The 26,223-nt window shown below is 55.5% G+C and carries 32 protein-coding genes; 18 read left to right on the top strand and 14 right to left on the bottom strand.

The window, feature by feature from the left end:
• Positions 1 to 183: 183 nt before the first annotated feature.
• The 6 genes from M9H61_RS07920 to M9H61_RS07895 all read left to right on the top strand — a co-directional run bounded on the left by M9H61_RS07920 (position 184) and on the right by M9H61_RS07895 (position 3,279).
• Positions 184 to 489 (top strand): hypothetical protein, encoded by a 306-nt coding sequence (locus tag M9H61_RS07920; RefSeq protein WP_068517887.1) that lies wholly within the window; start codon positions 184 to 186, stop codon positions 487 to 489.
• Between the two features lie 316 nt (positions 490 to 805).
• Positions 806 to 1,120 carry a hypothetical protein gene (locus M9H61_RS07915; RefSeq protein WP_068517888.1) on the top strand — a complete coding sequence of 105 codons (315 nt, stop codon included), beginning with the start codon at positions 806 to 808 and terminating at the stop codon, positions 1,118 to 1,120.
• Complete coding sequence (locus tag M9H61_RS07910; protein ID WP_250284352.1) at positions 1,113 to 1,589, top strand: cell wall hydrolase; 477 nt, start codon at positions 1,113 to 1,115, stop codon at positions 1,587 to 1,589. The genes M9H61_RS07915 and M9H61_RS07910 overlap by 8 nt, the downstream gene beginning before the upstream one ends.
• Before the next feature lie 12 nt (positions 1,590 to 1,601).
• Positions 1,602 to 2,090 carry a 3TM-type holin gene (locus M9H61_RS07905; RefSeq protein WP_250284351.1) on the top strand — a complete coding sequence of 163 codons (489 nt, stop codon included), beginning with the start codon at positions 1,602 to 1,604 and terminating at the stop codon, positions 2,088 to 2,090.
• A gap of 136 nt (positions 2,091 to 2,226) precedes the next feature.
• Entirely contained in the window at positions 2,227 to 2,697 is a 471-nt protein-coding gene (locus M9H61_RS07900) for a helix-turn-helix domain-containing protein (RefSeq protein ID WP_250284349.1), read from the top strand.
• Between the two features lie 6 nt (positions 2,698 to 2,703).
• Positions 2,704 to 3,279 (top strand): PIN domain-containing protein, encoded by a 576-nt coding sequence (locus M9H61_RS07895; protein WP_250284347.1) that lies wholly within the window; start codon positions 2,704 to 2,706, stop codon positions 3,277 to 3,279.
• A gap of 12 nt (positions 3,280 to 3,291) precedes the next feature.
• Here M9H61_RS07895 and M9H61_RS07890 read toward each other — a convergent pair whose 3' ends face one another.
• Both M9H61_RS07890 and M9H61_RS07885 read right to left on the bottom strand, forming a co-directional pair.
• Positions 3,292 to 3,678, bottom strand: a complete 387-nt coding sequence (locus M9H61_RS07890) for a hypothetical protein (protein ID WP_250284345.1) — start codon at positions 3,676 to 3,678, stop codon at positions 3,292 to 3,294.
• A 207-nt stretch (positions 3,679 to 3,885) separates the two neighbouring features.
• Positions 3,886 to 4,797, bottom strand: coding sequence for a PhzF family phenazine biosynthesis protein (locus tag M9H61_RS07885; RefSeq protein ID WP_250284342.1), 912 nt, complete (start codon positions 4,795 to 4,797; stop codon positions 3,886 to 3,888).
• Positions 4,798 to 4,870: 73 nt separating this feature from the next.
• On the opposite strand from M9H61_RS07885, the gene M9H61_RS07880 reads away from it, so the two are divergent.
• On the top strand, positions 4,871 to 5,788 hold the full coding sequence (locus M9H61_RS07880; protein WP_250284341.1) for a LysR family transcriptional regulator: 918 nt from the start codon (positions 4,871 to 4,873) through the stop codon (positions 5,786 to 5,788).
• 37 nt (positions 5,789 to 5,825) lie between these two features.
• A complete protein-coding gene (locus M9H61_RS07875) occupies positions 5,826 to 6,194 on the top strand; it encodes a DUF952 domain-containing protein (protein ID WP_250284339.1) in 369 nt (122 codons plus the stop codon).
• Between the two features lie 132 nt (positions 6,195 to 6,326).
• Here the strand turns inward: M9H61_RS07875 and M9H61_RS07870 are convergent, their stop codons facing one another.
• Complete coding sequence (locus M9H61_RS07870; protein WP_250284337.1) at positions 6,327 to 6,608, bottom strand: hypothetical protein; 282 nt, start codon at positions 6,606 to 6,608, stop codon at positions 6,327 to 6,329.
• Positions 6,609 to 6,969: 361 nt separating this feature from the next.
• Positions 6,970 to 8,082, bottom strand: a complete 1,113-nt coding sequence (locus M9H61_RS07865) for an NADH:flavin oxidoreductase (RefSeq protein WP_114113483.1) — start codon at positions 8,080 to 8,082, stop codon at positions 6,970 to 6,972.
• Between the two features lie 208 nt (positions 8,083 to 8,290).
• Between M9H61_RS07865 and M9H61_RS07860 the strand changes: the two genes are divergently transcribed.
• The 5 genes from M9H61_RS07860 (at position 8,291) to M9H61_RS07840 (ending at position 11,873) form a co-directional block, all read left to right on the top strand.
• On the top strand, positions 8,291 to 8,674 hold the full coding sequence (locus M9H61_RS07860; protein WP_101247586.1) for a helix-turn-helix domain-containing protein: 384 nt from the start codon (positions 8,291 to 8,293) through the stop codon (positions 8,672 to 8,674).
• A gap of 101 nt (positions 8,675 to 8,775) precedes the next feature.
• The gene (locus M9H61_RS07855) at positions 8,776 to 9,939 is read left to right on the top strand and encodes a quinone-dependent dihydroorotate dehydrogenase (protein WP_250284335.1); all 1,164 of its coding nucleotides are present in this window, start codon (positions 8,776 to 8,778) and stop codon (positions 9,937 to 9,939) included.
• Between the two features lie 5 nt (positions 9,940 to 9,944).
• Positions 9,945 to 10,829: a TIGR01459 family HAD-type hydrolase gene (locus tag M9H61_RS07850; protein ID WP_250284333.1), complete on the top strand. Its 885-nt coding sequence runs from the start codon at positions 9,945 to 9,947 to the stop codon at positions 10,827 to 10,829.
• 62 nt (positions 10,830 to 10,891) lie between these two features.
• A complete protein-coding gene (locus M9H61_RS07845; RefSeq protein WP_250284331.1) occupies positions 10,892 to 11,365 on the top strand; it encodes a hypothetical protein in 474 nt (157 codons plus the stop codon).
• Between the two features lie 49 nt (positions 11,366 to 11,414).
• Positions 11,415 to 11,873: a pyridoxamine 5'-phosphate oxidase family protein gene (locus tag M9H61_RS07840; protein WP_250284329.1), complete on the top strand. Its 459-nt coding sequence runs from the start codon at positions 11,415 to 11,417 to the stop codon at positions 11,871 to 11,873.
• Between the two features lie 29 nt (positions 11,874 to 11,902).
• Here the strand turns inward: M9H61_RS07840 and M9H61_RS07835 are convergent, their stop codons facing one another.
• Positions 11,903 to 12,775, bottom strand: a complete 873-nt coding sequence (locus M9H61_RS07835; protein WP_250284327.1) for a DMT family transporter — start codon at positions 12,773 to 12,775, stop codon at positions 11,903 to 11,905.
• A 153-nt stretch (positions 12,776 to 12,928) separates the two neighbouring features.
• On the bottom strand, positions 12,929 to 13,783 hold the full coding sequence (locus M9H61_RS07830; RefSeq protein ID WP_114113490.1) for a D-amino-acid transaminase: 855 nt from the start codon (positions 13,781 to 13,783) through the stop codon (positions 12,929 to 12,931).
• A gap of 391 nt (positions 13,784 to 14,174) precedes the next feature.
• Here M9H61_RS07830 and M9H61_RS07825 point away from each other — a divergent pair, with 391 nt between their 5' ends.
• Positions 14,175 to 15,083 carry an arylamine N-acetyltransferase gene (locus tag M9H61_RS07825; protein WP_250284325.1) on the top strand — a complete coding sequence of 303 codons (909 nt, stop codon included), beginning with the start codon at positions 14,175 to 14,177 and terminating at the stop codon, positions 15,081 to 15,083.
• A gap of 85 nt (positions 15,084 to 15,168) precedes the next feature.
• Here the strand turns inward: M9H61_RS07825 and M9H61_RS07820 are convergent, their stop codons facing one another.
• The 8 genes from M9H61_RS07820 to M9H61_RS07785 form a co-directional block, all read right to left on the bottom strand.
• On the bottom strand, positions 15,169 to 15,948 hold the full coding sequence (locus M9H61_RS07820) for an ABC transporter substrate-binding protein (RefSeq protein ID WP_250284323.1): 780 nt from the start codon (positions 15,946 to 15,948) through the stop codon (positions 15,169 to 15,171).
• Between the two features lie 275 nt (positions 15,949 to 16,223).
• Positions 16,224 to 17,339 carry an ABC transporter ATP-binding protein gene (locus tag M9H61_RS07815; protein ID WP_250284321.1) on the bottom strand — a complete coding sequence of 372 codons (1,116 nt, stop codon included), beginning with the start codon at positions 17,337 to 17,339 and terminating at the stop codon, positions 16,224 to 16,226.
• A gap of 13 nt (positions 17,340 to 17,352) precedes the next feature.
• A complete protein-coding gene (locus M9H61_RS07810) occupies positions 17,353 to 18,204 on the bottom strand; it encodes a carbohydrate ABC transporter permease (RefSeq protein ID WP_250284319.1) in 852 nt (283 codons plus the stop codon).
• 12 nt (positions 18,205 to 18,216) lie between these two features.
• Complete coding sequence (locus M9H61_RS07805) at positions 18,217 to 19,158, bottom strand: carbohydrate ABC transporter permease (RefSeq protein WP_250284317.1); 942 nt, start codon at positions 19,156 to 19,158, stop codon at positions 18,217 to 18,219.
• Complete coding sequence (locus M9H61_RS07800) at positions 19,155 to 20,423, bottom strand: sugar ABC transporter substrate-binding protein (protein WP_250284314.1); 1,269 nt, start codon at positions 20,421 to 20,423, stop codon at positions 19,155 to 19,157. The genes M9H61_RS07805 and M9H61_RS07800 overlap by 4 nt, the downstream gene beginning before the upstream one ends.
• Before the next feature lie 32 nt (positions 20,424 to 20,455).
• On the bottom strand, positions 20,456 to 21,643 hold the full coding sequence (locus M9H61_RS07795) for a PLP-dependent transferase (RefSeq protein ID WP_250284313.1): 1,188 nt from the start codon (positions 21,641 to 21,643) through the stop codon (positions 20,456 to 20,458).
• Positions 21,627 to 22,349 (bottom strand): FadR/GntR family transcriptional regulator, encoded by a 723-nt coding sequence (locus M9H61_RS07790; protein WP_114113496.1) that lies wholly within the window; start codon positions 22,347 to 22,349, stop codon positions 21,627 to 21,629. Before M9H61_RS07790 ends, M9H61_RS07795 begins: the two co-directional genes overlap by 17 nt.
• A gap of 388 nt (positions 22,350 to 22,737) precedes the next feature.
• A complete protein-coding gene (locus M9H61_RS07785; RefSeq protein WP_250284311.1) occupies positions 22,738 to 23,124 on the bottom strand; it encodes a cytochrome c in 387 nt (128 codons plus the stop codon).
• A gap of 232 nt (positions 23,125 to 23,356) precedes the next feature.
• Here M9H61_RS07785 and M9H61_RS07780 point away from each other — a divergent pair, with 232 nt between their 5' ends.
• The 4 genes from M9H61_RS07780 to M9H61_RS07765 all read left to right on the top strand — a co-directional run bounded on the left by M9H61_RS07780 (position 23,357) and on the right by M9H61_RS07765 (position 26,085).
• Positions 23,357 to 24,088: an enoyl-CoA hydratase/isomerase family protein gene (locus tag M9H61_RS07780; RefSeq protein ID WP_250284309.1), complete on the top strand. Its 732-nt coding sequence runs from the start codon at positions 23,357 to 23,359 to the stop codon at positions 24,086 to 24,088.
• A gap of 265 nt (positions 24,089 to 24,353) precedes the next feature.
• A complete protein-coding gene (locus tag M9H61_RS07775; protein ID WP_068517914.1) occupies positions 24,354 to 24,836 on the top strand; it encodes a sigma-70 family RNA polymerase sigma factor in 483 nt (160 codons plus the stop codon).
• Positions 24,833 to 24,979, top strand: coding sequence for a hypothetical protein (locus M9H61_RS07770; protein WP_170310244.1), 147 nt, complete (start codon positions 24,833 to 24,835; stop codon positions 24,977 to 24,979). The genes M9H61_RS07775 and M9H61_RS07770 overlap by 4 nt, the downstream gene beginning before the upstream one ends.
• The gene (locus M9H61_RS07765; protein ID WP_250284308.1) at positions 24,979 to 26,085 is read left to right on the top strand and encodes a FecR domain-containing protein; all 1,107 of its coding nucleotides are present in this window, start codon (positions 24,979 to 24,981) and stop codon (positions 26,083 to 26,085) included. Before M9H61_RS07770 ends, M9H61_RS07765 begins: the two co-directional genes overlap by 1 nt.
• Positions 26,086 to 26,223 lie beyond the last annotated feature (138 nt).

Below are 26,223 nucleotides of genomic sequence, written 5' to 3'. Positions count from 1 at the left end.
TCCCTACGTTTATTATATGAAAGAATAGTAGAGAGTTTTTTAAACCTATACCAAAGCGTAGAGTGCGCCGCGCAAAACAAGTTTATAAACCCGGAAACGGCCAGATCGATTTGTTGATCAATTTAGCAGTCCAGGACAACAAGACGCCCCTGTGGGCGCACCTGACTGTCAGGAGGCCTGACCATGTGGAAGAAACTAAGCTTGATGGCTGTAATGGCAGGTGCCGTTGCAGTTGCGATCCCGGAAACACAGGCGTCTCCGGTTTGTGGTGACCGCAGCAAGGTTATCGACAGCCTGAGTGCCAAATATTCCGAGGAACCGGTTGCGGTTGGCGTGACCTCGAACGGTGGTGTGATCGAGGTGCTCAAGGCGCCGGACGGGCAGACATGGACGATCCTGTTTACCTATCCGTCCGGGCCAAGTTGCCTGGTGGCCTCCGGCGAGGCCTGGCAGGATCTTGAAGCAAAGATCAAGGGACCTGCTGCCTAGGACTGCCTCTGCCTTTCGGGGCTGTGATGAACGGTCTTCCTTGGCTTGGGAACCAGTCACGGTCACTGGTACGGTTACTGGCACTGGTACTGGCACACGCACAGGAATGGCGCCGGATGGCGCCCGGGTGATGCCACAACGGGACAGAGACTGCGCATGGATGGTGCGGCCGGATCGGTGCACCCCGCCTATACAAGTTTTATGCCGATCATCTAAGCCGGGGGTGTTGCCCCGGTCGTGATGACCTCCTTGAACTGACCTGCAAACCAACCGGTTTGCGGGTCTTTTTTTTATCGAAATCACGAGGCCCCGGAACATGACCGAGCTTGCCCAGCCTGTCGATGTGATCTGGTGGATCACCGCGGTCGAAATTCCGGCAGTGGCCAGCCTGTTCTGGCTGCATTGGCGGATGCGATCGGAATTGCTGACCCGGATCGAGGATCAGCGCAGCCGCCATGACGCCGATTGCGGCGATCTGCGCGCCGATCTTGCCGACTTCAAGCTTGATGTGGCGCGCAACTATGTCTCGATCCCGTATCTCAAGGACATTGAAAAACGCCTGACGGGGCATTTGCTCCGGATCGAGGCCAAACTTGACAGCCCGCTTAAAAAGGAACCGGTCCATGACTGATCTTATGACCCGCCCGATTGTTGAACCCGAAGCTTTGCCAGAGACTTTGCCCGAAACATTACCGGATGCCGAAATCCTTGCCCGCACGCTTTATGGCGAGGCCCGCGGCGAAGACCTTGCCGGGATCGAGGCGGTGGCATCGGTGATCCTCAACCGTGTGGCCTTTGCGCGCAAACGCGGGCGCTATTGGTGGGGCAATGACATCAGATCGGTGTGCCTTAAACCCGGTCAGTTTTCCTGCTGGAACGCCAATGATCCCAACCGCAAGAAGTTGCTGGCGATCAATCCGCGCGACCCGGCCTATCGGTTGTGCAAACGCATCGCCAAGCGCGCCGTGGCGGGTGAGCTTGTCGATCAGACCGACGGGGCGACGCATTATCACACCCATGCGGTTGATCCCTATTGGGCGCGCGGGCAGGTGCCGGTTGCAGAGATCGGCCATCACATATTTTACAAGAATATCGGATAGGGGAGGTATCACGTGATCCCGGCATTGCTTGCCCAGATCGGCCTGCCGCTTTTGATCAAGGCGGTGGGTGCGGGGCTTGATCATATCGACAATCCGATCGCCAAAACCGCCGCTGAGGGCCTTAAACAGGTCGAACAAGCTGTCAGCAAAGGCGACGTCACACCGGCCCAAATCCTTGAAGCCAACCGCCACACCGAACGCATGGCCGAAATCGAATTGGCCCGCGATACCGAAACGCTGAAATCGGTCAATCGCACCATCCGAACCGAAGTCGCCAGCGAAGATGCGTTCGTGCGGCGCTGGCGGCCAAGCTTTGGCTATGCCGTCGCACTCACCTGGATCATGACCATGGGCGCCATCGCCTATGCGATCATCCTGACCCCGCTTCAGGCCCCGGCGATCATCGCCGCACTGGTCAATACCAGCCCGATCTGGGGCATTGCGCTGGGTGTTTTGGGGGTGAGTGTGGTGAAAAGGAGTGCGGATAAGAAGATTACGTGATTTCGAATATTTCGATTGTTTCGAGTATTTCGATTGTTTCGAATATTGCGTTTATGGAGGTCTTGTCTTATATATTAGGCACCCCCTTTGACCAGAGGAGGAGGAGGGGGATGTCGCGGGAAATGGAGAATGCGCAATGTCGGCAATACGAAAAGATGATTTTGGTGGCCGCTTGCCAACGCAGATCGAAAGCGCAACAGCAGACCAGCTTCGCCAGATTATTGCCTCTCAGGCAAAGGAGGGCGAGGATACCAAGCTGACTGTGATGCGTGGAGAGGGCGGGGCGGAAACCATCACCCTCAGCCCGGCCCTGACAGAAAGCCTGATGAATTTGTTGCGCCTTGTTTCTGGCCGTCAGGGTTTTCAGATGATCCCGCTGTCGGCAGAACTGACGACACAACAGGCGGCAGATCTGCTGAATGTGTCCCGGCCCTATTTGATCAAGCTGCTTGAAGCGGGCGATATCCCGCATACGACCGTTGGACGGCATCGCCGGATCAAGGCAGAGGATTTGTTTGCCTATAAAGCCCGGCGGGATGCAGAGCGCGACGAGGCTTTGTCTGAGCTGGCGAAGATGGACGCAGAGCTTCTTCTGAAAGGATACTGAGCGCGAATGACATATCGGGCAGATCATTTTACAGCGCTTCTTGATGCCTGTGTTCTGGCCGATGTGTTCAAGCGGAACTTGCTACTCAGTCTGGCGCGAGCTGAGCTTTTTCGTCCGCGCTGGAGCACCCAAATCCTTGATGAGACCGAACGGGCGATCCTGAAAATTACCAAGGGTGAAGCTGATGGCAAAAAGCAGCGTGCGGCAATTGAGCGGGCATTTCGGGATGCCTGCGTGACCGGGTATGAAGCGCTCATCCCGGCGGTGACGTTGCCAGATGCAGATGATCGCCATGTTCTGGCAGCGGCAATTCACACCAAGGCGCAGGTTCTTGTGACAGATAACCTCAAGGATTTTCCGCCCGATGAACTGGCAAAGTTCGGAATCGAGTTAAAGTCATCTGACGAATTCATCGCGGATACGATCACACTTCATGAACAGACAGCGTTCGGTGCGATCAAAGCCATGCGGGCGCGCTACCAAAACCCGGCCCTTACGACGGGGAAGATCATTCAGTTTGCGGAAAGCCGTAGTCTGCTGTCGACGGCGCTCTTGCTCAAGGAATATGAGCAATATTGGTGATCGTCACCCAGGTCATCTGGTGTGCTTTAGAAATGTGTCAATATCTTCGGATGCATACCCCAAAAGTTCGCCCATCCGGGCTGAGTCCGCGTCGTGATCCTTGACCGTTCCGGCGCATAAATTGCGCGACATGATCAGGGCTTCTTCGATCCGCCATTCTTCGCTGGGCAGGGCGAAGAACAGGTAGCGCATTTCAAAGGGCGGGCGCGGGATGATTTCTTCAACACGGATGATGGTGCCTGCGGCGACATGCGGGGCGAAATCGGCGTCGGGGAAATAGTCGCTGACATGAAGTGCGTCTGAAAACATTGCCATCGGCTTGGTGCCGGCCAGCATCAATTCCAGTTCGCGCCCTTCGTGCGGGCCGATGCCCGGCGGTAATGTCAGTTCATCATCCATCTTGCTTATCCGCATTGTGTCAGCCAATCGTCGCAGCGGCGTGGGGCGTCGTCAACGATGATGTCCTGTCTTGGGCTGTTAGCGTCGCCATCAGGTTTACCTGCGGGTAAATAATTGCTGTTTGTGGCTTGGGTTTCGGGGATGTTTACCGACGGGTAAAATGCGGGTGCTTCCACGATGGCAGAAGCACCCGGGATGGTGGGCAGATCAAAGGGTGATGTTCAGGTTTTTCATCACCTTGCCCTGACCGCCGGCCAGAAGGCCGGTGATGCGGCCGTCTTTGAGGTCCAGCGTAACCTTGATCTGGCTTGGTGAGGGTTGGGTCATGAATGCGCCCTGGGCGATCAGGAAGGTGTCCTTTTTCATGTCCAGAAAATCATACAGCACACAGGCAAGCGGGCCGGCGGCCATGCCGGTGGCGGCTTCTTCGGCGATGCCATAGCGCGGGGCGAACATGCGGGTGGTGGCATCGATATCGGCATCACCGGTTTCGGTGGTGAAGATGTAATAGCCGATCAGATCAAGCTTTTCGCTGATGTCGTTGATGGCGTCCTGATCGGGGGTGATGTTGGCAAGGATTGCTTGGTCCCTGACCGCCAGCACGATGAAATTATTGCCGGTATTGACCAGAACCGGGCGGGCGCGATCATCAAGATCATCACTGGCCAGGCCGAGTGATTTCAGAACATCGCAAAGTGTGACGCCGTTATCAGACCAGTTGGCCGCAGGGGTGTAGGTCGGTGCAAGCTGTTCCATATAGGCCATGCCGCGATCAAGGATGATCTTGCGCGGGCCATCGACAGTTTCCTTGGATGTTTCGCCATCGCCAAAGCGTTGAAGTTCGGCCAGATAGGAAAAGGTTGCGATGGTGGCATGACCGCAATGGGCGATGCGTTTGGTCGGCGTAAAGAAATCAAGTCTGATCCCGCAGGTCTCGGATTTCGAGACAAAGGCGGTTTCCGACAGCCCGACCTTTTGCGCGATCAAAAGCTTTTCATCGTCACTATAGCGGTCGGCATCCAGCACGACCCCGGCCGGGTTGCCGCCCGCGCCATGTTTGACAAAGGCATTGACGATCTGAACCGGAACGGTCCGGGTAGTTTCTTGATGTATGCTCATAACTCTTTTCCTGCTAAAATCTTTGTTGATCGGATTTTAGGTGCCAATTCACAGATTATGAATTCATATATAAATGAAGAAATCTCATGAAAAGTCGCGTGCGGGCCTGATGGTCAAGGCCAATCAGAATGCCCCGCTTTTGGCAGCGATTGCGCGGGAAAACAGTTTCAGCAAGGCCGCCGAAATACTGGGCGTGCATCAATCGGCAATCAGTCACCGGGTCAATCTGTTGGAAGAGGCACTTGGCTTTTCGCTGTTTGATCGCACCACGCGCCAGATCACCCCGACGGCATATGGGCGTATTCTTTGTGCCGCGGCGATTGAGGTGATGGCGGTCTGGGACGGGGCGTTTGATCGTCTCGAAAAGTTCGAAAACCGGGGGGCGGTGCGCCTGTCGGTGTCATCGTCGCTGGCGATGAAATGGGTGTTGCCGCATTTGGGACGTGCGGCGGAGGCGGGGCTTGAAATCGCTCTTGATGTCAATGATCGCCCGGCTGATTTCCGGGCGGGCGTGATTGATGCCGCCATCCGTTTTGGTGTCGGGCCCTATCCGGGGCTGCATTCGACCCTGCTTAAAAAGGCTGAAATATTGCCGGTGGCCCGGCCGGGATATTGTGATCCCGGTGCGACCCTTGAAATGATCGCCGGTTCGCCATCGACCACATTTCTTAAAGACGTCGCGGGGGAGCGGGATGATACCGATTTCAGTTGGGCCTATTACAAGGATCAGGCGGGGCTGAGCTTTGAGACGGATGCGCGGCACATTGCCTTTGATCGTGCCGATCTGGTGTTGCAGGCCGCAATAAACGGTATGGGCATCGGGCTTGGCCGGACCCTGCTGGTCGAGGGGGATGTTGCCCAGGGCTTCCTTGTGCCGGTCGGGCCATCGGTTGCGATGAAGTCGGCCTATTGGCTGGTGTGTGGTTCCGATTTTGCCGGGACGGAGCGCTATGCGTCGCTTCTGGGCTGGCTTAGAAGTCAGATGAAATAGGCTTGCCGTTTTGGGCGGGCCTGCCTAAATTCCGCGCATGACAAATACAGAACATGAAATCATTTACCGCGTGCTGGGATCGGATGAATGGGCGGAAGCCCTGGCATCCGGGCAGTATGCCGGTGCGTCGCACGATATTGCCGATGGCTTTATCCATTTTTCGACCATTGATACGCTGGCGGCAACACTTGCGCTGCATTACACCAAGCGCGACGGGTTGAAGCTTTTGCATGTGCCGGTCGCACCGATCAAGGCCAAGCTGAAATGGGAACCGGCCCGTGGTGGTACGCTGTTCCCCCATCTTTATGATGTGCTGGGCGTTGCCCATGTAACGCGGGTTGATGATTTGCCCCTTGATGCGAACGGTGTTCACATCCTGCCCGAAGATCTGCAACAGACGCAGTGATCAGACGATCATAGGGTGTGAAAATGCGCAAAAAGCGAACGGGCAGTGCTGTGATCAGCACTGCCCGTTCTGTCTTGTGTTCAGTTTGCGTCGTATCGTTTTTACGTTGGTCGTTTTTATTTTGGTGTTGGACTAGCCGTTCAGCAGTGTCGAAACTTCAAAGCAGACCCCGGCCAGGATCACCAGCACGGTGACACCCGACAGGGTAAAAGCCGCAAGATTGGGAAAAGGGCTTCTTTTCAGGCGGTTTTGATATTTGGTGTCGTCATCAACAAGAATGTTGGGGCCACGCAGCATAACGCTCGGCTTTTCGACCTCATCATTGGAGGCCCAACGATGCCGGTTTCCCGGCAGATAAACGCGGTTGCGTTCTTTGGTATTTTCCGGGGTTGCCATGTTTGTCTTCATGTCCATCAACTTCTTTTTATCGGTTCCCAGCCCGTTCCGGCGGCTGTGATGATTGCTGTTCCTGATCTATGGAATACCAAATACTATCCCAAAGATCAAGAAAACTATACCAATGTATATTTATAAAAATTAAAGTTCGCCCAAAAATCGCAGCTTTCTGCGGGTTTTGTGATGGTATAGGGTGATGCTGATGAGGATAGGTATAGTACCGTCAGACCCCGAGACAGGGGTGAGAAGAACGAATCCGATGGATGGAAGCCGCAGTGATGGTTGCATTCAAAAAGATCGGGCAGCGCCGATGATGGCGCTGCCCGGTTTCTTTTTGCGTATGGGGGATACGCATATGCGGGGTCGGGGGATGTTTTGATCAGACGAGCTCGGCCAGGGCCGCAGGGTTGAAATCCTCAAGCTCGTCAAACGCACCCTTGGCGACCTTGTTGGGCCACTGGGCATCCGTGATCAGTGCACGGCCAACCGCAATCAGGTCAAATTCGCCGCGTTCCATGCGTTCGACCAGACCGTCAAGGTTGGATTTTTCGGACGCTTCGCCCGAAAACGCGCCGATGAAGTCCGATGAAAGCCCGACCGAGCCCACCGAAATGGTCGGTGCGCCGGTAAGCTTTTTGGCCCAACCGGCAAAGTTCAGGCCCTTTTCGCCATCAATTTCGGGGAATTCCGGTTCCCAGAAACGACGCTGGGATGCGTGGATGATATCGACACCGGCCTCGACCAGCGGGGCCAGCCAGGACGTCATTTCATCCGGCGTGGTGGCAAGGCGGGCGGTGAAGTCCTGTTGCTTCCACTGGCTGACGCGCAGGATGATCGGGAAGTCCGGACCAACGGCGGCACGCATCGCAGCCACGACTTCGCGGGCAAAGGTTGCACGTTCGGCAATGGTTTTGCCGCCAAAGCGATCGGTACGCAGGTTCGTCCCCGACCAGAAGAACTGATCAATCAGATAGCCGTGTGCGCCATGGATTTCAAAGGTATCAAAACCGGCATTCTTGGCATCAAGGGCGGCCTTGGCAAAGGCGGCAATGGTATCGGCAATATCGGCATCCGTCATGGCATTGCCGCGCGGTTGATCCGGCGCCAGAAGGCCCGACGGGCTTTCGACCGGGGCATCGGGTTCCCATTCGGTAAAGGCGCGGGTTGATCCGGTATGCCAGATTTGCGGGCCCATTTTGCCGCCTGCGGCATGAACCGCATCGGCAACCGATTTCCAGCCGGCAATTGCCGCATCACCATGGAAAAACGGAATACCCGGATCATTGCGCGATGCCGGACGGTCAATCACCGTGCCTTCTGACAGGATCAGGCCAACGCCGCCTTCGGCGCGCTTGCGGTAATACTCGGCATTGATCGCACCGGGAATGCCGTTTTCGGCCTTGGTGCGGGTCATCGGAGCCATCACGATGCGGTTGGGAAGTTCAAGGGTTTTAAGCTTGAAGGGTTGAAACAGAACATCTGTGTTGGTCATGTGCGGAAATCTCCGTCTTTTGAAAGTCTATGATGGTGACTAGATATATGATATATACCTGGTGTCAATGAGGCACCTGAACGAAACCAGGTATACTCAAGGAAACCGCACATCCCCGGTTGAGCCGCAAAAAGTTGAACCGCAAAAACCGGTGCCGGAAGGGTAACCCGGAAAGAACAAGCAAAAAGGGACGGGAAAAGGACAGGTCATGGAAATGAAGGAATGCTCGATCAAGGAATTCCGCGCCGATTGCCCGTGTCGCGGCCTGTTTGACCAGATCGCCGACAAATGGTCGATGATGATCCTGGCGGTTTTGGCCGATGGGCCCTTGCGCTTTAACGCGATCAAGCGCGGGCTTGAGGGCATCACGCAAAAGGCCCTGACCCAGACACTGCGCAAACTTGAACGCAACGGCATTGTCGCGCGCAATGTGATTGCGACATCACCCGTGGCGGTCGAATATGAAATCACCCCGCTGGGCCGCACCCTTATTGGCCCGTTCAAGGCGCTTTATCTTTGGACCAAGGAAAAGATGCCCGAAGTCGAAGCCGCACGGGCGGCGTTTGACGAACGGATGAATGAGGGCGTCTGACCAAGCCGGCCGGTATGGTTGATGCTGCATTGATCCTTGCCCATCGGGGCCGGGGCGCGTAAGAACAGGACAGGTTGTCAAACGCAGAAGGAGCCTGTCGCGTGGGGTGGTACAAGTCACTGGTTTTGCCGATTGTCCGCTGGATCGATGCAGAGACCGCACATGGTCTTGCCATATGGGCCTTGAAAAACAATCTGGTGCCGCGTGCGGATGACGCAACGGACGCGACCCCGATCCTTGAAACCGAAGTTTTCGGGCGCAAATTTGCCAATCCGGTCGGGCTTGCCGCGGGGTTCGATAAAAATGCCGAAGTCCCCAATGCCGCCCTTTCACACGGGTTCGGATTTGTTGAAATCGGATCGGTGACACCTTTGCCGCAACCGGGCAATCCCAAGCCGCGCCTTTTCCGTCTTTATTCCGACCGGGCGGTAATCAACCGCATGGGCTTTAATAATGACGGGGCGGAGGTCGTGGCAAACAGGCTGCGCAAACGTGCGCGCCGTGGCATCCTTGGGGCCAATCTTGGCAAAAACAAATATTCCGAAGATGCTGCCGATGATTACGCCAAGGGGGTAGAGGCACTTGGCCCCTATGCCGATTATCTTGTCGTCAATGTATCATCGCCCAATACGCCGGGCCTTCGCGCACTTCAGGGGCGTGCCCCGCTTGAAAAGCTTTTGAAATCGGTGCTGAAGGCACGCGACAAATTCGCCAAGGGTGTGCCGGTGTTGCTTAAGGTCGCGCCGGACCTGACCGATGAAGACAAATCCGACATTGCGAGTGTTGTGCTCAAGGTCAAAATCGATGGCATGATTGTCTCGAACACGACGATTGATCGGCCGGTCGGGCTTAATTCCTATGACCAGGATGAAAAGGGCGGTCTTTCCGGCCCGCCTTTGATGGCCCCATCGACCAAGGTTCTGGCCGATTTCTACCGCCTGACCGAGGGAAAGGTGCCGCTGATCGGGGTTGGCGGGATTGCATCGGGCAAGGATGCCTATGAAAAGATTTTGAATGGCGCATCACTGGTTCAGCTTTATTCATCGCTGGTCTATCACGGGCTTGAACTTGTGACCGAGATCAAGGAAGACCTTGCCCGCAGGCTGCGCAAGGATGGTTTTGCCAATGTGTCCGACGCGGTTGGTGCCGCCTTCCCGGAAATTTCGGGCAAGGGCATCCCGGTCGATGAGGCCCGCGACGCCAAGGCAGCACTTGAAGCCAAAACTGATGCCAAATCGGGCAACAAAGAAGATAAAAAGGACTGACCGGAATGAGCAAAGCCGCCCCCTATGAAATGATCAATGGCCTTTCTGAAGTGATCGGCAAATATGATGCCGTGATCCTTGATCTTTGGGGGGTGGTGCATGACGGGGTCACACCGTATCCAAGTTCGATCCCGGCGATGACGGCCCTGAAAGAAGCCGGCATTCCAGTGGCGCTTTTGTCCAATGCGCCGCGTCGTTCATCGGTCGTCACGGGCCGGATGGAGGATATGGGCATTGCGCGCGATCTCTATGGTCCGGCGGTGGCATCGGGCGAGATCGCCTATCGCCAACTGGTGGATCGCACCGATCCCTGGTATGCGAAACTGGGCCGCAAGGTGCTTATGGTCGGCCCCGTCCGCGATATGTCGATGTTTGAGCAGCAGGATGTCGAAATCGTCAAAACGGTCGAAGATGCCGACTGGGTCCTGATTACCGGCCCGAACGAGGACCATGATCCGGTTTCGAAATATGAAGACCTTTTGCATGCGCTTAAGGCGCGCGACCTTCCGGTCCTGTGCCCGAACCCGGACCGCGAAGTGATCCGGGGTGGAGAGCGCATCATTTGCGCCGGTGCGATTGCCGGACGGTACGAAGAGCTGGGCGGTGATGTCCGCTGGGAAGGCAAACCGTTCGCCAGTGCCTATGATTTCTGTCTGCAAATGTTTGACAAAGGCCCGGATGCCAAATTGCTTGTCGTCGGCGACAGCATTTCGACCGATATCGCCGGGTCAAACAATGCCGGACTTGATGTCGCCCTTGTCACCGGTGGCATCCACGCCGCCGAACTGGGCGCACCGCGTGGCACCCTGCCCGAACGTGAAAAGCTTGATGCCCTTCTGGCGGCGACGGGCCGTCACATCACCTATGCGATTGGGGATTTTTGCTGGTGACTGTATAGTTTCCGATATTCAAGTTATGTGCCGCAAGATTCTTCCTAAACCAGGGAATTCGAATGGCTACTTTATCTGAAGTCTATATGAAGTTTGGCGAAGTATCTGAGGCAGCGCAGCTTTTGGAGACAGAGCTCGGCACGATGCTACTTACTCATGAGTGCCTTGATGCCAACTTGACCCAAAATCCAGATCCAGAGAAAGCTTCAGAGATAGTTGATAAGGTAAACAAGCAGACTCTAGGCCGGCTAATTACAACTCTTAATAAGCAAGGTAGAGCGCCTCGCATTCCCAGTGCTCTGTTAGAAAAAGCCTTGGATGCGCGGAATTTTCTAAGCCACTCATTTTATAGATACCATAACCTGAGACGTAATTCTCAGGAGGGTTGCGATATTATGTTGAACGACCTCCTGAGAATCCATGACGACATTCTTCAGGCCTATTCAGCACTAATGTTAGCATCCGGAGTTGATTTAAATGCCCATGACACTGGGAGCGATAGCGGCGAATTTCCTGCCGCTTGGATGAAGTTGTAAAGCTTAAAAGTAAGTCACATAGTATCCCGTTTGCCGAACGGTATTTTTAATGCTCAATGATGAAATCCGTGATTATGCCAACCGCGCGGTCCTGTGCTGGTTGGCGACCAATTCCGAGGACGGGCCGTCGGTCAGCCCGAAGGAAATCTTTGCCTGTTATGGCGAAGACCGGGTCATCATTGCCAATATCGCATCCCCGCAATCGGTGCAGAATGTCGCGCGTGATCCGCGTGTCTGCGTCAGTTTTGTCGATGTGTTTTCGCAAAGAGGCTGGCAGCTTTATGGCGAGGCCGTTCTGATGCGACCGCGCGAAGAGGGCTATGACCATCGTCATGCCATCTTGCAGGGCATGGCCGGTGATGCCTTTCGCGTCGGATCACTGATCGATGTGCGCGTCACCAAGGCCAAGGAAATCCTTGCACCCAGCTATCGCTTTAATCCCGATATGGACGAAGCCGCAATGCGGGCCGGTGCGATGATCAGTTATGGCGTAAAGCCCCGCGATTAGCAGGTGCGCCAAGGCGGGGCTTTCCTTGTTCAGTTCTCTGCCACGCGCTTTTCCCGGAAGATGATGAAGATGCCGCTGGCGGTAATGATTGCCGCCCCGACAAAGGTCAGGAGATCGGGTGTTTCGCCCCAGAAGAACCAGCCAAGCCCGGTTGCCCAGACAAGCGCGGTATAGTCAAAGGGCGCAACAGTCGGGGCATCGGCAACCCGGAAAGCCTGGGTGATCATGGTCATGCCGCCAGTGCCGACAAAGGCAATGGCGATGAAAAGCCCGATATCCTCGACCCGGATCGGGGTCCAGAAATACCAGACGGCCGCACCGCTTAAGATCGTGCTGGTGAAGCTTAGATAAAACAAAAGCGTCCACATGCTTTCGCGGGCATCAAGCAAACGGGCGCTCAGCATCAAAAGCGCATAGGTAAAGGCCGTCGCGACGGGTAAAAGCGACACCGGTTCAAACGTTGCCGCACCCGGGCGGACAATCACCAGAACCCCGATGAACCCGACCATGACGGCCAGCCAGCGCCGCCAGCCAACGCGTGCAATCAGCACCGATGAAATGGCCGTGATGAACAGCGGGGCGACAAAGGCAAGGGCCGTCGCCTCGGCCAGGCCCATCAGATGGATGCTGGTAAAGAACATGATGGTGGCGGTGATCCAGATGATGGTGCGCATGAAATGCACGCCAACCCGGTTGGACCGAAGCCCGCCAAGACCGACCATCTTGATGGCAAGCAGGGTGGCAAAGGGAAGCGCAATCGAATTGCGCATGAAGATGATCTGGATCGGGGAATAATGATCCATCAATCCCTTGGCCAGGGCATCATTGACGCAAAGCAGGGCAACACCGGCGCACATCAAAATGATGCCGGTCATGTTATGTTGGGGCTGTTGAGCATTCATGGTTGGTGGCGCTTTCCCTTTTGATGGCATGTTTGTTGGGGCGTTTTGCCATCTGCCTTCGAGTGTTAGGGGAAAAGGACAGGTTAGGCCACAAAGAAAAACGCCGCCCGGTTACAGGCGGCGTTTGCGTTGGGACGCAGATGTAAGAGCCGATCAGAGTGCTGTGGCGCGGTTGGCTTCGATGTAAATCTCGCGCAGGCGCTTGGCGATCGGACCGGGAACGCCATCGCCGATTTTCTTGTCGTCGATTTCAACCACCGGGCAGACAAAGGCCGAGGCCGAGGTCGAGAATGCTTCTTTTGCATTCTGGGCTTCTTCAATCGTGAAGTGGCGTTCTTCGATCTTGAGCTGCAATTCCTCGGCACATTTCAGGACCGATGCGCGGGTGATGCCGTGCAGGATGTCAGTCGAAAGTTCTCGGGTTACAATCGTGCCGTCCTGGGTGACGATATAGGCGTTGTTGCTTGATCCTTCGGTCACAAAGCCATCGAGAACCATCCATGCATCATCGGCACCCTTGGATGCGGCTTCGGTTTTGAGAAGCGACGCATAAAGCAGCTGCACGGTCTTGATGTCGGACCGGCGCCAGCGGATATCAGGGAAGGTGACGATTTTCTGTCCACGTTCGGCCAGGGCTGATTTGATCAGCGATTTGCTTTGCGTGAACATAACGATGGTCGGCGTGGTTTCCGGGTTGATTGCGAAATCACGATCACCAGCCGACCCCCGCGAGACCTGAAGATAAATCAGGCCTTCGGTGATGTCGTTGCGTTTTACCAGCTCGCGGTGGGCTTCAAGCAGCTGATCGATATCAGGCTTGAAGGCAAATTTGAGTTCGGAAAGCGAGCGTTCAAGACGCTTCATATGACCCATGAAGTCAATCAGTTTGCCATCAAGCACCGAGGTCACTTCATACACGCCATCGGCAAACAGGAAGGATCGGTCAAAGATCGAAATCTTGGCTTCGGTTTCCGGCAAAAATTCGCCGTTCACATAAACAGTACGCATGGCAACTTTCCTGGGTCAGGAACGGATATGGCTATCCGTCTTTGTTTGATATGGCGACGTTTCCATCGGTCTGCCCGGACATTTTCCGTGGCGGGGTGATCCCGGCGACCGTCTAAAATCGATTTAGCTACTGATTATCACAGGATGAGGGGCGCTGTCGTGCAAAAGCTGTGGATCATGCGTCTAATTGATTGATTGTTGCTTGTGTGGGGCGGCTATGGTCGGTCATTGTTGTGATGTGGTCCCGAATATCGTCATATTGTCGAAGATTGTTCGATTTCGAAGCCAAAAAGCAAAAAGACAATTTTTTCCTTTTGACCTTAACATTGGTTGAGGTTCTATCGTCCTGTTCCATGAGATGAAAATATCATCAGGAATATGGAGCCGATTGATGAACAGTTCCCAGCCAATACGCCGTGACGTCACACCCGCCAATGATCACAATTTTTTGCAAAGCCGGGTCAATGCCAGTTGGGCAAAGCCGGTCCGCATACCGGTTCAGGAAGTCGATCTTGATGCCTATTTCGCCCGGATCGGTTATGACGGCCCGCGCGAAGCGACCCTTGAGGTCTTGCAAACCCTGCATGCCCTGCATCCGGCCAATATCCCGTTCGAAGCCATTGATGTCTTCAATGACAAACCCATCAGCATCGTGCCCGAAGATGTGGATCAGAAACTGATCCATGACGGGCGGGGCGGATATTGTTTCGAACAAAATTCCCTGTTCCGCCGGGTGTTGCGCAGCCTTGGTTTTGCGGTCGAAGGTCTGGCCGGACGGGTGTTGTGGGGCTATGGCGAAAACGATCTGCCACGCCCGCGCTGCCACATGGCCAACCGGGTGACCATCGATGGCGAGGCATGGCTGGCCGATGTCGGTCTTGGCGGCTGTGTGCCGACCGCGCCCTTGCTGCTTGATACTGCCATGCCACAGGTCACCCCGCATGACACCTATCGCGTGACCAAGGGTGAGCACAGCTATTTTGTCGAACTTGAACGTGATGGTGTGTGGAAGGCCGTGCATGAGGTCGATATCGCACCGGTGGCCGACATCGATTACGAGGTCATGAACTGGTACGCATCCGACCATCCCGACAGCGGGTTTTGCAAAACCCTGATGGTGGCGCGATCCGCCCCGTTTGCGCGGTTCACACTTCTGAACAATCGCCTGACGATCCGGCTTGTCACCGGCGAGGAAGAGCAACACAAACTTGCAGTTAGCGACATTCCCCAGACCCTGGCCGACATTTTCGGCATCGCGCCCAAGGAAAGTTGGAAAATCGCCTTTTCACGGTTGATATAGCGCCCGAAACCGCGGGCGGATGTGCGGTGTCTGCGGTTTGGCGTTGAAGCGTGGCAGGGGACCCCGGTTCCCTGCCGCTGCTATTCTAATAGCGCATCACCAGACCATATTTCTCCACCAGCCGGGCAAAGGTGCCGTTTTGATGGATGGTCTGAAGGGCTTCATTGAACCGCACCAGCCAGGTTTCGGTATTCGGATAGTCCTTTGACGTCATCAGATGCAGCGGCGCATTGGCAACCAGCGGCGGATCAAGGGTTCGGAAATTGCGGGCGATTTCGGTGGGAAACATCTGATTGATCAGATGCCATCCCACCGTGGTTGCGGCCGGAAAAAGGTCAATCCGGCCCAGCATCAGCCGTTCAAAATTCTGCCTCTCGCTTAATGCATAGTCGGTGTTAAGGCCGGTCTGCGCAAAAAGCGGCTCGTAATAATATCCCTGAATGCCGCCGATGATCCAGGGTTTGAGGTCCGATAGCTGTTCATAGGTATCGGACGGCTGGTTCGTTTTGCTTTCATTCGGATCGTGATAGGCAAAAAACCGGGATTCCGAAAAATAGATCGGGTCGGAAAACAGGAACCGCGCATCGCGTTCGGGTGTGCGGGTATAGGGAAAGGTGCCCCAGGCCTCAAGATCGGCGACCGATTGTTCGCAGCGTTTCCATGGCTGAATATTCAAAACAAATGTTACCCCCATTTCCTTGCCGATTTCTTCAAAAAGGGCAGGCAGGAAGCTTTCTTCGACATCGTCGCGCACATAGGGCGGATAGATGTTGGTGGTGATGACAAGCTTGTGGTTCGCCCCGGCGATGGTCGGGGCAAACAGGGCTATCATCAAAACAACCGCATATCGGATAAGGGCGATCATCAGCATGTCTCAAACACAACGCGATCTGAAACATATGGCCGCTGTCCGGCGCAATTTCACCGGTGCGTTGCGGTAAAATTGCGCGTGGGTTGAAAATCTTTGATCAATTCCCGTGTATCAAAGTCGGGGTCGGTGCCGGGGTCGGTGCCGGTGTCAGTGTCAGTGTCAGTGTCAGTATCAGTGATACGGCCCGGGCAAAGGCAGAGCTATAAGTAAAGGGCGGGGAACTTGGTTTGCCCGCCCTTTGTCTTTAACGGTGCCAGATCGTTGGTTGATCATTGACCGGCATGATCGCCATGCGGTTCGCTTGCCGGGGGAAGACGTTTTTCCGATGCGCTGTCAAAGACATGGACCTTTGCCATGTCAAAGGCGATATGGATGAAACTGTCAACCGCATAGGCCGGGCGATCCATGGTGAAAATCTTGATCGGTTTGCCCGCCAGCGTCACATGGACCAGGGTCGACAGGCCCATCGGTTCGATCAGCTCAACCTTGGCCGGAAGGCCGTTTTCCCCGTCAGAGACGATGGTGATATGTTCCGGGCGCGCACCCAGTGTCACCGCCAGATTGTTTTGGGCATCGCGCGCGGGCAAAACCGGCACCAGCGCACCGTCAGTCAGGCGGATGCCAGCACTGTTTTCCCCGACCTGTTCATAGCTTCCTTCCAGGAAATTCATGGCCGGTGAGCCGATGAAGCTGGCAACAAAGATGTTGGCCGGCCGGTCATAGATTTCGACCGGGCTTCCGACCTGCTGAATAATGCCGTCATGCATGGCGACAATCCGGTCGGCCATGGTCATGGCTTCGATCTGATCGTGGGTGACATAGACCGATGTGGCACCAAGGCGGCGATGCAGTTTGCGAATTTCGGTGCGCATCTGTTCACGCAACCGGGCATCAAGGTTTGAGAGTGGTTCATCAAATAGGAACGCCTGGGGTTTGCGCACAATCGCACGCCCCATGGCAACACGTTGACGCTGCCCACCCGAAAGTGCCTTGGGCCGGCGTTCCAGAAGGGCGGTCAGGCCAAGAATTTCTGCAACGCCTGAAATCGCATCGGCGATTTTTTCCCTGGCGGTTTTGCGCAAGGTCAGGGCGTAGCTCATATTTTCGGCCACCGACATGTGCGGATAAAGGGCATAGGACTGAAACACCATGGCGATGTCGCGGTCCTTGGGTTGCAATTCATTGACGACATTTCCGGCAATTGAAATATCGCCCGATGTGATGTCTTCAAGTCCGGCAATCATGCGCAGCAACGTCGATTTGCCACAGCCCGACGGACCGACAAGGACGATGAATTCCCCGTCCGAGATATCAAGATCAATGCCGTGCAAAACATCAACCGCGCCATAGCTTTTGCGCGCATTTGCAATTTGAATGGAAGCCATATGAAACGTCCTCTTATCCTTTGACCGCGCCAGCCGTAAGCCCCTGCACCAGATAACGCTGGATCAGCAGGAAGAACAGACAGGCGGGAATAAGTGCCAGCACACCGGCAGCCATCATCTGGCCGAAATCGACACTGAATTTTGAAACAAATGACAGAAGCCCGACCGGGAAGGTCGATGCGGACTCACTGCTGACCAGCATCAGGGCAAACAAAAGTTCGCTCCAGGCGGCGGTAAAGACAAAGCCAAGCGTTGCGGCCACACCCGGAAGGGTGAGCGGCAGGATGATGGCCCGGAATGCTTCAAACCGGGTATTGCCATCAATCATCGCGGCTTCTTCAAGATCCTTGGGGATGCCGTCAAAGAAGGACTGCATCAAAAAGGTCGCAAATGGCACATTGAACGCCGTATAGACAATGATCAGCCCGGTCAGGCTGTCGGTCAGGCCAAGCGGGGCCAGAATTTTGAAGATCGGCGCAATCAGCATCACCAGCGGGAACATCTGCGTTATCAGCATCAATGCGACGATGATCACCTTGCCGCGAAAGGCAAAGCGCGAAAACGCATATCCCGTAAGGGCGGCCACCAGCGTTGTGACAATGGCGGTCGTGCCCGCGACAATCACGGAATTCAGGAAATAGTGCGGAAAGTTGCTTTGGGTCAGAACGAATGTGTAGTTCTCCCAGGTGGTGCGCGACGGCCACATACGGACCCCTTCGGTATAAAGGATGTCGTTGGGCGTCACCGAAACCTTGAGCAACCAGTAAAGCGGAAACAGCGCAAAGATCACAAAGGCCGCAATCATCAGATAATGACTGCCCCAATAGAGCCATTTGCGCGTTGAAGTTTGTCCGATCAGGGTCATGGGGCGGGGTTCCTAATTATCGGCATGGGTCATGGCACGGCGCAGCGCGATCACACTGAGCGCATAGGCCAGCAACAGAACCAGAAGCACCGCAGCAATCGCCGAGGCATAGCCGAAATCAAGCCGGCGGAAGGCCTGGGTAAAGATATAGGAGGCAACGATCTGGGTGGAATCTGCCGGGCCGCCATTGGTCATGACGACAATCAGATCGGCGAAATTGGCAATCCAGATGGTGCGCAACATCAGCGTGATGGCAATGGTGGGCGCAAGGAAGGGCAGGGTGATGCTGATGAATTGCTGTCGGGTGGTTGCGCCGTCAATGGACGCTGCCTCATAGAGTTCCTTGGGGATCGATTGCAGGGCGGCCAGCATGGTGATGGCAAAGAACGGAATGCCAAACCAGATATTGGCAATGATCGGCCCCCACATCGCAAGGTCGGGATCAGACAGGATATTGAACGGTTCGGCCATCAGGCCAAGCGACGTCATCCAGTGCGGCAGTGGACCGACCACCGGGTTGAACATCCATGCCCAGTTCAGACCCGACAAAAAGGTCGGCACCGCCCATGGCAGGAACACCAGTGCCTGCACCAATCGACGGCCCAGAAACTGCCGGTTCAGCAAAAGTGCCAGAATAAGGCCAAGGCTGAACTGAAACAGCAGGGATCCGAATGTCCACCATGCGGTATTGGCAAGCGCGCCCAGGAATGCCTGATCGGAAATCAGCGCTTCGAAATGGGCTGTGCCGACAAAACCGCCGCTGAACGGATTAAGGATGCGGATGTCGCGAAAGGCGTAGCTCAGTCCAAGGATCAGCGGCATCAACATCACCGCGATGATCAGGACAAGGGCCGGCGAGACATAAAGATACGGTTCGATGATCCCGGAAATCTTCCGTGAGAAGCCCCCCCGTCTTTCGACGGGGAGTTTTCCGGTTTGGGTTACAGTGGTCACTGATTTGCCTGCATCCAGTTTTTCTGTGCCGGGGTCAGATATTCTGCCCACTGATTGGCCAGTTCTTCCGGGGTGATCCGGCCCAGCATGGCTTCCTGACTGGTGCGGATGACCAGGCTGTCCTTGAAGAAGGCAAATTCTTCAAGGTGGGTCGGCATGACGGTCGGGTGAACGTCCGGGTCGGACAGTTCGGCGAACCATCCGGCAAATTGCGGGCTGGCAAAGAACGGATCGCTTTCGGCACCGTTATGGATCGGAAGGGCACCGATGCGCTTGTTCCAGGTCAGGTTGCTGTCCTTGGATTCAAGATGGGCAATCAGTTTCCAGGCTTCGTCTTTGTGTTCACTGTTTGAGAACATCGACCAGCCGGCATAACCGATGGTCGGGAAGGCCTTGCCCGACGGGCCTTTTGGCATGGTGGTCACGCCGAAATCTTCTTCTTTCATGCGGCTTGAAATGGCGATCAGGGCGTCGGGGTCCTGATCAAGCATCGCACAGGTGCCCGAATAGAAACCGGCCACAATTTCGTTAAAGCCCCAGTTCAGGCTGTCTTTCGGTGCCAGGCCGTCCTTGTAGATATCGACCAGATATTCCAGACCATTTTTCCAGCCATCGGAATTGAAGGTGCTTTGACCGTCTTCGGTAAAGAAGTCGTTCGAACCGGCCATGGCCGCGCCAAACATCACCCAGCCATTCAGGCCACCCGGCCCGCCGCGCATGCAATAACCGTATTTGCCCGGAAGATCCGATACCTTTTGGGCCGCAGCGCGGAAATCTTCGAGGGTTTCGGGGACTTCGGTCACACCGGCTTCTTCGAACAGTTTCTTGTTATAGAACATCGCACGAAGATAAAAACCATAAGGCAGCATATAGGCGGTATTCCCGGCCGAGCGCGCAAATTCCAGGGCGCGATCATTCAGCGTTTCCGCGCCGTCCCATTTCGCAAGATAGGGTTCAAGGCTTTCAAGCGCGCCATTATTGGCATAAAGCGTCAGCCAGGTATCGGGCATCTCGACAATGTCGGGGGTCTGACCGGCCGAAACCATGGTGGCGAATTTTTCGAAGGCCTGCCCCCAGGGCAGGGACGTGATTTCAACCGTCACACCGGGGTTGGCGGCCTCATACTCCGCGACCAGCCCTTTGAGCGTCTCGGTGCGTTCCGGGCTGGTGATCACTTCGACCAGCTTCAATGTGGTGTCGGCATAGGCCTGACTTGTTAGCGCAATAGTCGTTACACCTGCCAGTAGCGTTGTTTTCCAGTTCATGGTGAAGTTCCCTGTTTTAAACGATAGTGTTCTTACTTCAGGCTTGCCTCGATTGCGGTCGCCAGGTCAGACCAGAGGTCGTCGGCGCTTTCGAGACCGATATGCAGGCGGACCAGATTTTCGGGCACGCCAAAGCGCATCGCCGAATTGGGCCCGCCCACTTGCGCCCGCGTAACCAGTGCGGGGACAATCAGGCTTTCATGTCCGCCCCAGGACACGCCGATCTTGAAAAAGCGCAGCGCATCAACAAAGGTCGGGATGTCGACCTCGGGGGCGAATTCGAATGAAAAAAGTCCGGAAGAACCGCTTAGTCCCGGGGCGGCCGGATCCATCAGGCCGGGATAGTGAACAGCGGTGACTTTGGGATGATCGGCAAGTTTGCGGGCAATGATCATGGCGGAGCGTTGATGCTCGCGCATGCGTGCCGGAAGCGTGCGCAATCCGCGCAACAGCAACCACCCGTCAAAGGCCGACAATTTCGCCCCGAGATAGGGCAGGATCGTTGATCGCACCCGGCCGATGAAATCGTTGCTTCCGGCAATCACACCGGCCACCACATCGCTGTGCCCGCCGATATATTTCGATGCCGAATGAATGACCACGTCACAGCCAAGGGTGGCTGGCTGACAAAAGACCGGGGATGCCCAGCTGTTATCAATCATCGAAACCGCACCATGATCGCGCGCGATCTCGCACAGGGCCTTGATATCATGGGTGTGGAAGGTCCAGCTGGTCGGGCTTTCAAGATACAGCACCTTGGCCCCGGGCAGAATGGCGCGCACCGCATCAAGGTCGCGGCCATCGACGTAATCGACGCTGACATTCATGTCGCGCAGGAACATTTCGAAAAACCGGAACGCATCGGGATAGCAATGTTCGACCGACACAATCCGGTCGCCCGGTTTGACCACCGACAGAACCGCCGATGAAATGGCGGCCATGCCGCTTGCCAGACCAAGGGCGTCTTCGGTCTTTTCAAGGGCGGCGATCTTTTCTTCGAAGGCACGGACCGTCGGGTTAAGCCCACGCGAATAGACCGGTCGGGTTTTGCGCCCGGCATAGGTTTCGACCATTTCGTCGAAATTCTCGAATGTGAACAGAGAATTCTGGAAAATGGGCGGCACCACGGCATTTGCGAAATGTTCCGCGTCATAGGCCACGACGCTTTCGGGGCTGCTGACAGTTTGCTTGTGATTGTTCGGATTATTGTTGTTCTTCATCAGACATTCTCACGATGTCGTTCTCGACGACTTCAAGGATGGCAAGGGTGTGCTGGCGGGCCAGTTCGGCATCGCCGGCAACGATGGCGTCAAACAGCATGCGGTGAAATTCAAAGGATGAACTTGCGAAATCGGGGCGGTTGAACGGCTGGGCAAAGAAGCTTTCGAATGCTTCGCGCATTTGCCCCAGAAGCTGTTCGAATAACGGGTTGCCCGATGCCTTGTAGATCGACAGGTGAAACACCAGATCGGCCTCGCCAGCGGTGCCGAATTCAAGATGTTCGGCCTCCATCGCATCAAGGGCGGCGCGCATTTCGTCAATGTCCTGTGCGGTGGCGCGTTTGGCGGCCAGCATGCTGGCTTCGACTTCCAGCCCGCGGCGCACTTCAAGGGTTTGCAACAACCCGTCGCGCTGGGTGGCGATCGAAAGCGGCATGAACAGGGTCTTTTCACTGACCGGCCGCTTCAGATAGGTGCCCGATCCCCGCCGGATTTCGACAACACCCAATGCCTGCATATGGCCAATGGCTTCGCGGATGCTTGACCGGCCGACTTTCAGGCCCGCCATCAATTCGCGTTCGGGCGGCAACCGGTCACCCGGCGCCAGTTTGGAACTGACGATGAAATCGGTCAGGGCTTCAAGGATCGCATCACGGCGTCCCGATGTTTCAATGGGTCGAATGGTCGCTCCGTCCGCGTGCGGCACATCACACCTTCTTGTTTGTCATCACAGGTCCGGACTGCCGGGGTGAACTGTTCAATCTGGTCAGTCATCAGACGTCAGACCAATTTTTGCGTTGAATCGGTTCAAGTCAAGTTCAAATTCAACCAACCGGTGATTTATCGGAGGATTTTCAGTGTAATTGTTGGCCGGTTTGTGCAGGCGCGAAATTGCGAAAGCCGCGGTTTTCAAAGGGTGAGGCATGCGGGGCGATCCGCACATACGCACACGCATTCAGGTTTGATCATGCGCCGGATTTTTAGGGCCTTGGGCGCAAAACCGGCGGGGAATCGGGCGGGTTTGGTCCGGCAATGATAAGGCGGGATGGCGGACAGGGTAAAATCCGTGATGACAACGCGGGTCAGGTGCGCGGTTATTTTCCGGCTTTGGCGCGGGCTTCCTGGCTTAAGGATTCCATATAGACCAGAAGATCGGCGATGCTTTCCGGTGTCAGGGTGAATTCCGGCATCGTCATATTGTCATGCGATACGGTGATGCCTTCTGCCAGTGCTTCTTCGAGGTTTTCAAGCGGCCAGCGCAGACCGAAACTTGCCAGGGACGGCGCATCGGTAACGGCCGGATCCGGGGCCGGGTCGCCGTCAAACTTGGTGTGACACCGCAAACAGGTCTGCTCGGCAATGGATTGACCACGCGTGACATCGCCATGTTCTTCGCCCTTGCGTGACAGATAATCGCTGATTCCCCACATGCCCGCGGCAACGATCCCGGTCACAAGGATGACAAGGCTGATTTTCTGCATGGTGGATCTCCCCCGGTGGCGTGCCTGAAACGGGCCGTTTTCTTGTTGATATCAATCGACTTTACCACAGGTTGGTAACGAATTTCCTAAGCCGGTTGCCAGAAATCTCGGCCCGCATGCCAGATGTTGACGGTTGTTTTGGGGCGATGGTTCCTGTTTTCTATGTAAGTTGACGTTTACGTAAAAGTAAACAATGCTCTCGCGATATACCGTTTCAGGAGGGAGGCCCTTAATGGAAAACAGAATCACGTCAGAAACCAGCGATAACATCTGCACAATAAGCATCAATCGTCCCGAGAAACGTAACGCCCTTAATGAGGCGATGTTCGATGCACTCGCAAACGCCATGAACCACGCAAACCAAAATACAAATGTGCATTGCGTCATACTTCAGGGCGTCGGGCCACATTACAGCGCCGGACACGACATTGCTGAATTCGCCAAGCTTTGGCCCCAATCCCAAGACGGTGCGGTACGTCGCTGCATTTCTGCCTTTGCTCAACAATCCAAGCCGATGGTGGCCGCAGTAACCGGGGCAGCCGTGGGTTTCGGCGCCACAATGCTGTTACACGCAGACTGGGTTGTCGCAGGAGAAAGTACCGTGTTTAAGTTTCCCTTTGCGGATCTCGGTATCGTTCCTGAAGCTGGTGCAACGGCGCTTCTGGCGCGCAGGGTAGGGGACATGGTCGCACGAGATTGGCTTTTAAGCGCCCGTCGAATATCGGCAGAGGAGGCGTTGCACCATAGATTTGTTTCATGTGTAAAACCGGATGTCGATGTCCATGCAGCAGCCCGCGACTATGCTCTTTGCCTCGCAGCAAAACCTGCCGATGCATTGCAGACCAGCCGTCGCCTGTTAAACGAAGGGAGCGTGTTGTCTGCCAGCGACGCGATCGTGAAGGAGGTCGTCTGCCTTAATGCGTTGATCCCGGCTGTGGCCAAGGCATCCAGCGGAAATTCATAAGTCTGTTACTGCCAAATAGGCCAGCTTGCTAACGGCGTTAACGACTTGGGCCTCCAGAGACCCGTTTGCCAATCAACAAGCAAAAGGCCAGCTTTTCTGGTGAAATTGCCAAACTTGTTGAAAGCAACAGTGCTGTCGCCAGTAAAAGTTATTGATAATCAGTATCACTTGCGATATGGCTCAAGCCGTGGGGAACGGAGCTTGAAAGGGCTGCGCATAAAGGAATGCCTGTTTGGCCGGTAATTCAACATCTTTGACATTGTTCATGCGCCAAAGACCGGCGCTTGTGAACTATGCCAGTTCGATCATCGGCAACCGTGTGTTGGCCGAAGATCTGGTGCAGGAAGCCTGGTTGCGGTTTGACGAGGCGTCCAAAGGCCGGTTTCTGGAAGACGCGACCGGGTATCTTTACCGGATCGTGCGCAATCTTGCCCTTGATAGCAAACGGCGTGATGCGCAGGAAAGCCGTGTTACCGGTGCGGTTGACTATGAAGTGATCGCCAATATTTCGCCCGCACAGACGCCGGACCCGGAAACCATCGTTCTTTACAAGGATGACTATGCCACCCTGATGCAGGCCCTGGCCGAGCTTCCCGAAAGAACGCGGATTGCCTGCGAAATGCATCGCTTTGGCGGGGCCAAGCTGCGCGAGATTGCCGAATTCCTCGATATTTCTGTTCCGCTGGCCCACAAGCTGGTGGCGGACGGTATTGACCATTGCCGCGAACGTCTGGGCGGTTGGCCATGAAGGTAATGCATGACCCGGTCATTCTTTTCAGTGTAGAAGATCGCATTGCTGCCCGTCTGGGTGGTGATCAGATGCGATTGCTGACAAGATATGTCCGTGGCACGGCCGATCAAATTGTGCGCCCGGACGGTGAAATGGTGTGATGACAGGGATGACAAACCCGGCGCAAGCCAAGGCAGCAAAAGAAGCAACCGACTGGATTATCCGGTTGCACGAAGCGCCCGAGGACCGCGAACTCAAGGCAGAATTTGATGCCTGGTGCGCGCAGGATCCGCTGCATCTTGATGCCTGGAATGCGACCAGACGCACCGCCGATCTGATGGCGGGGATCGCACCGCTTGGGGCGGATCAGGCCAAAGACGGCAAGGCCGACTGGCAGCGTTTTCTGGATGCCAGACGCGCATCCGAAGACGATCTGGCCGATGTCAGAACCGCTGCTGGCAAAGATGCCATCGCAGCCCGGGCCGAAGAAACCGCCAAAGTCATCGCCGCCCAAAGCCGGTTTAAAAAACGTGGCAATACATCCTGGCGCGGGATTGGTCTTGGCGGGCTTGCCATTGCCGCATCGCTGGTTGCGGCAATAATCGGGCCGCGGATTGCAACCGAAATGCAGGCCGATCATTTTACCAAGACAGCCGAAATTACCACGGTGACGCTGGCCGATAACAGCACGGTGACCCTTGCACCTGAAAGCGCGATCAAGGTGCGGATGGATGGCACCACCCGGTTTGTTGAATTGCTAAGCGGGGAGGCGTTTTTTGAAGTCACCCCCGATCCGCAAAAACCGTTTACCGTCGGTGCCGATGCCGTGACCGTAACCGTGCTGGGCACCGGATTTGATGTGTCTGATACGGCGGGGCGGTCAAGTGTCGCGGTTGAACATGGCCTGGTCCGTGTTGAAAATGCCCCGACCGTACCGCCGGTGTCGGAATTGCTTGAAGCCGGACAACAGGCCCGGGTCAGTCGCGACGGACAGGTCCGCCGGTCAACCGCCCCGGCAAGCCAGATCGCCGCATGGCGGCACAATCAGCTGATTGCCCAGGATCAGCCGTTGGGCGAAATCGTTGACCGGTTGCGCCGGTATTATACCGGCACCATCGTCATTACCGATGCCGAACTGTCCCGTCAGACAGTGACCGGGGTTTATCGTCTTGATGATCCGGTATCGGCCCTGCGCGGCATGGCCCGTGCGCAAAAGGCAACGGTGCGTGAAATCACCCCTTGGTTGCTTGTCGTGTCGCCGTCCTGATTAAATCAGGATCATGAAACGCGCCGGGAAATTTGCGTAAAGCCGGGGCTTTCAGGCCGATTTTGAATTTTCTGAAACTTTTTTTGAAAAAACACTCAGCCGATCCGTTTTGTTTCATATCTCGCCATTGAGAAGCGT

It is taken from the genome of Thalassospira sp. GO-4 (genome assembly GCF_023588965.1).
Taxonomy (GTDB): Bacteria; Pseudomonadota; Alphaproteobacteria; order Rhodospirillales; family Thalassospiraceae; genus Thalassospira; species Thalassospira povalilytica.
This window is presented reverse-complemented; position numbering and strand designations above follow the sequence as displayed.

Excerpts from the sequence above, each read along its gene's own strand:
- M9H61_RS07845 (WP_250284331.1), top strand. The coding sequence starts at position 10,892 with ATGGCTACTTTATCTGAAGTCTATATGAAGTTTGGCGAAGTATCTGAG.
- M9H61_RS07825 (WP_250284325.1), top strand. The coding sequence starts at position 14,175 with ATGAACAGTTCCCAGCCAATACGCCGTGACGTCACACCCGCCAATGAT.
- M9H61_RS07775 (WP_068517914.1), top strand. The coding sequence starts at position 24,354 with ATGCGCCAAAGACCGGCGCTTGTGAACTATGCCAGTTCGATCATCGGC.
- M9H61_RS07795 (WP_250284313.1), bottom strand. The coding sequence starts at position 21,643 with ATGAAGAACAACAATAATCCGAACAATCACAAGCAAACTGTCAGCAGC.
- M9H61_RS07820 (WP_250284323.1), bottom strand. The coding sequence starts at position 15,948 with ATGATCGCCCTTATCCGATATGCGGTTGTTTTGATGATAGCCCTGTTT.
- M9H61_RS07885 (WP_250284342.1), bottom strand. The coding sequence starts at position 4,797 with ATGAGCATACATCAAGAAACTACCCGGACCGTTCCGGTTCAGATCGTC.
- M9H61_RS07920 (WP_068517887.1), top strand. The coding sequence starts at position 184 with ATGTGGAAGAAACTAAGCTTGATGGCTGTAATGGCAGGTGCCGTTGCA.
- M9H61_RS07915 (WP_068517888.1), top strand. The coding sequence starts at position 806 with ATGACCGAGCTTGCCCAGCCTGTCGATGTGATCTGGTGGATCACCGCG.
- M9H61_RS07840 (WP_250284329.1), top strand. The coding sequence starts at position 11,415 with ATGCTCAATGATGAAATCCGTGATTATGCCAACCGCGCGGTCCTGTGC.
- M9H61_RS07880 (WP_250284341.1), top strand. The coding sequence starts at position 4,871 with ATGAAGAAATCTCATGAAAAGTCGCGTGCGGGCCTGATGGTCAAGGCC.
- M9H61_RS07860 (WP_101247586.1), top strand. The coding sequence starts at position 8,291 with ATGGAAATGAAGGAATGCTCGATCAAGGAATTCCGCGCCGATTGCCCG.
- M9H61_RS07875 (WP_250284339.1), top strand. The coding sequence starts at position 5,826 with ATGACAAATACAGAACATGAAATCATTTACCGCGTGCTGGGATCGGAT.
- M9H61_RS07910 (WP_250284352.1), top strand. The coding sequence starts at position 1,113 with ATGACTGATCTTATGACCCGCCCGATTGTTGAACCCGAAGCTTTGCCA.
- M9H61_RS07850 (WP_250284333.1), top strand. The coding sequence starts at position 9,945 with ATGAGCAAAGCCGCCCCCTATGAAATGATCAATGGCCTTTCTGAAGTG.
- M9H61_RS07895 (WP_250284347.1), top strand. The coding sequence starts at position 2,704 with ATGACATATCGGGCAGATCATTTTACAGCGCTTCTTGATGCCTGTGTT.
- M9H61_RS07890 (WP_250284345.1), bottom strand. The coding sequence starts at position 3,678 with ATGGATGATGAACTGACATTACCGCCGGGCATCGGCCCGCACGAAGGG.
- M9H61_RS07765 (WP_250284308.1), top strand. The coding sequence starts at position 24,979 with ATGACAGGGATGACAAACCCGGCGCAAGCCAAGGCAGCAAAAGAAGCA.
- M9H61_RS07865 (WP_114113483.1), bottom strand. The coding sequence starts at position 8,082 with ATGACCAACACAGATGTTCTGTTTCAACCCTTCAAGCTTAAAACCCTT.
- M9H61_RS07835 (WP_250284327.1), bottom strand. The coding sequence starts at position 12,775 with ATGAATGCTCAACAGCCCCAACATAACATGACCGGCATCATTTTGATG.
- M9H61_RS07785 (WP_250284311.1), bottom strand. The coding sequence starts at position 23,124 with ATGCAGAAAATCAGCCTTGTCATCCTTGTGACCGGGATCGTTGCCGCG.
- M9H61_RS07900 (WP_250284349.1), top strand. The coding sequence starts at position 2,227 with ATGTCGGCAATACGAAAAGATGATTTTGGTGGCCGCTTGCCAACGCAG.
- M9H61_RS07770 (WP_170310244.1), top strand. The coding sequence starts at position 24,833 with ATGAAGGTAATGCATGACCCGGTCATTCTTTTCAGTGTAGAAGATCGC.
- M9H61_RS07780 (WP_250284309.1), top strand. The coding sequence starts at position 23,357 with ATGGAAAACAGAATCACGTCAGAAACCAGCGATAACATCTGCACAATA.
- M9H61_RS07815 (WP_250284321.1), bottom strand. The coding sequence starts at position 17,339 with ATGGCTTCCATTCAAATTGCAAATGCGCGCAAAAGCTATGGCGCGGTT.
- M9H61_RS07800 (WP_250284314.1), bottom strand. The coding sequence starts at position 20,423 with ATGAACTGGAAAACAACGCTACTGGCAGGTGTAACGACTATTGCGCTA.
- M9H61_RS07870 (WP_250284337.1), bottom strand. The coding sequence starts at position 6,608 with ATGGACATGAAGACAAACATGGCAACCCCGGAAAATACCAAAGAACGC.
- M9H61_RS07810 (WP_250284319.1), bottom strand. The coding sequence starts at position 18,204 with ATGACCCTGATCGGACAAACTTCAACGCGCAAATGGCTCTATTGGGGC.
- M9H61_RS07830 (WP_114113490.1), bottom strand. The coding sequence starts at position 13,783 with ATGCGTACTGTTTATGTGAACGGCGAATTTTTGCCGGAAACCGAAGCC.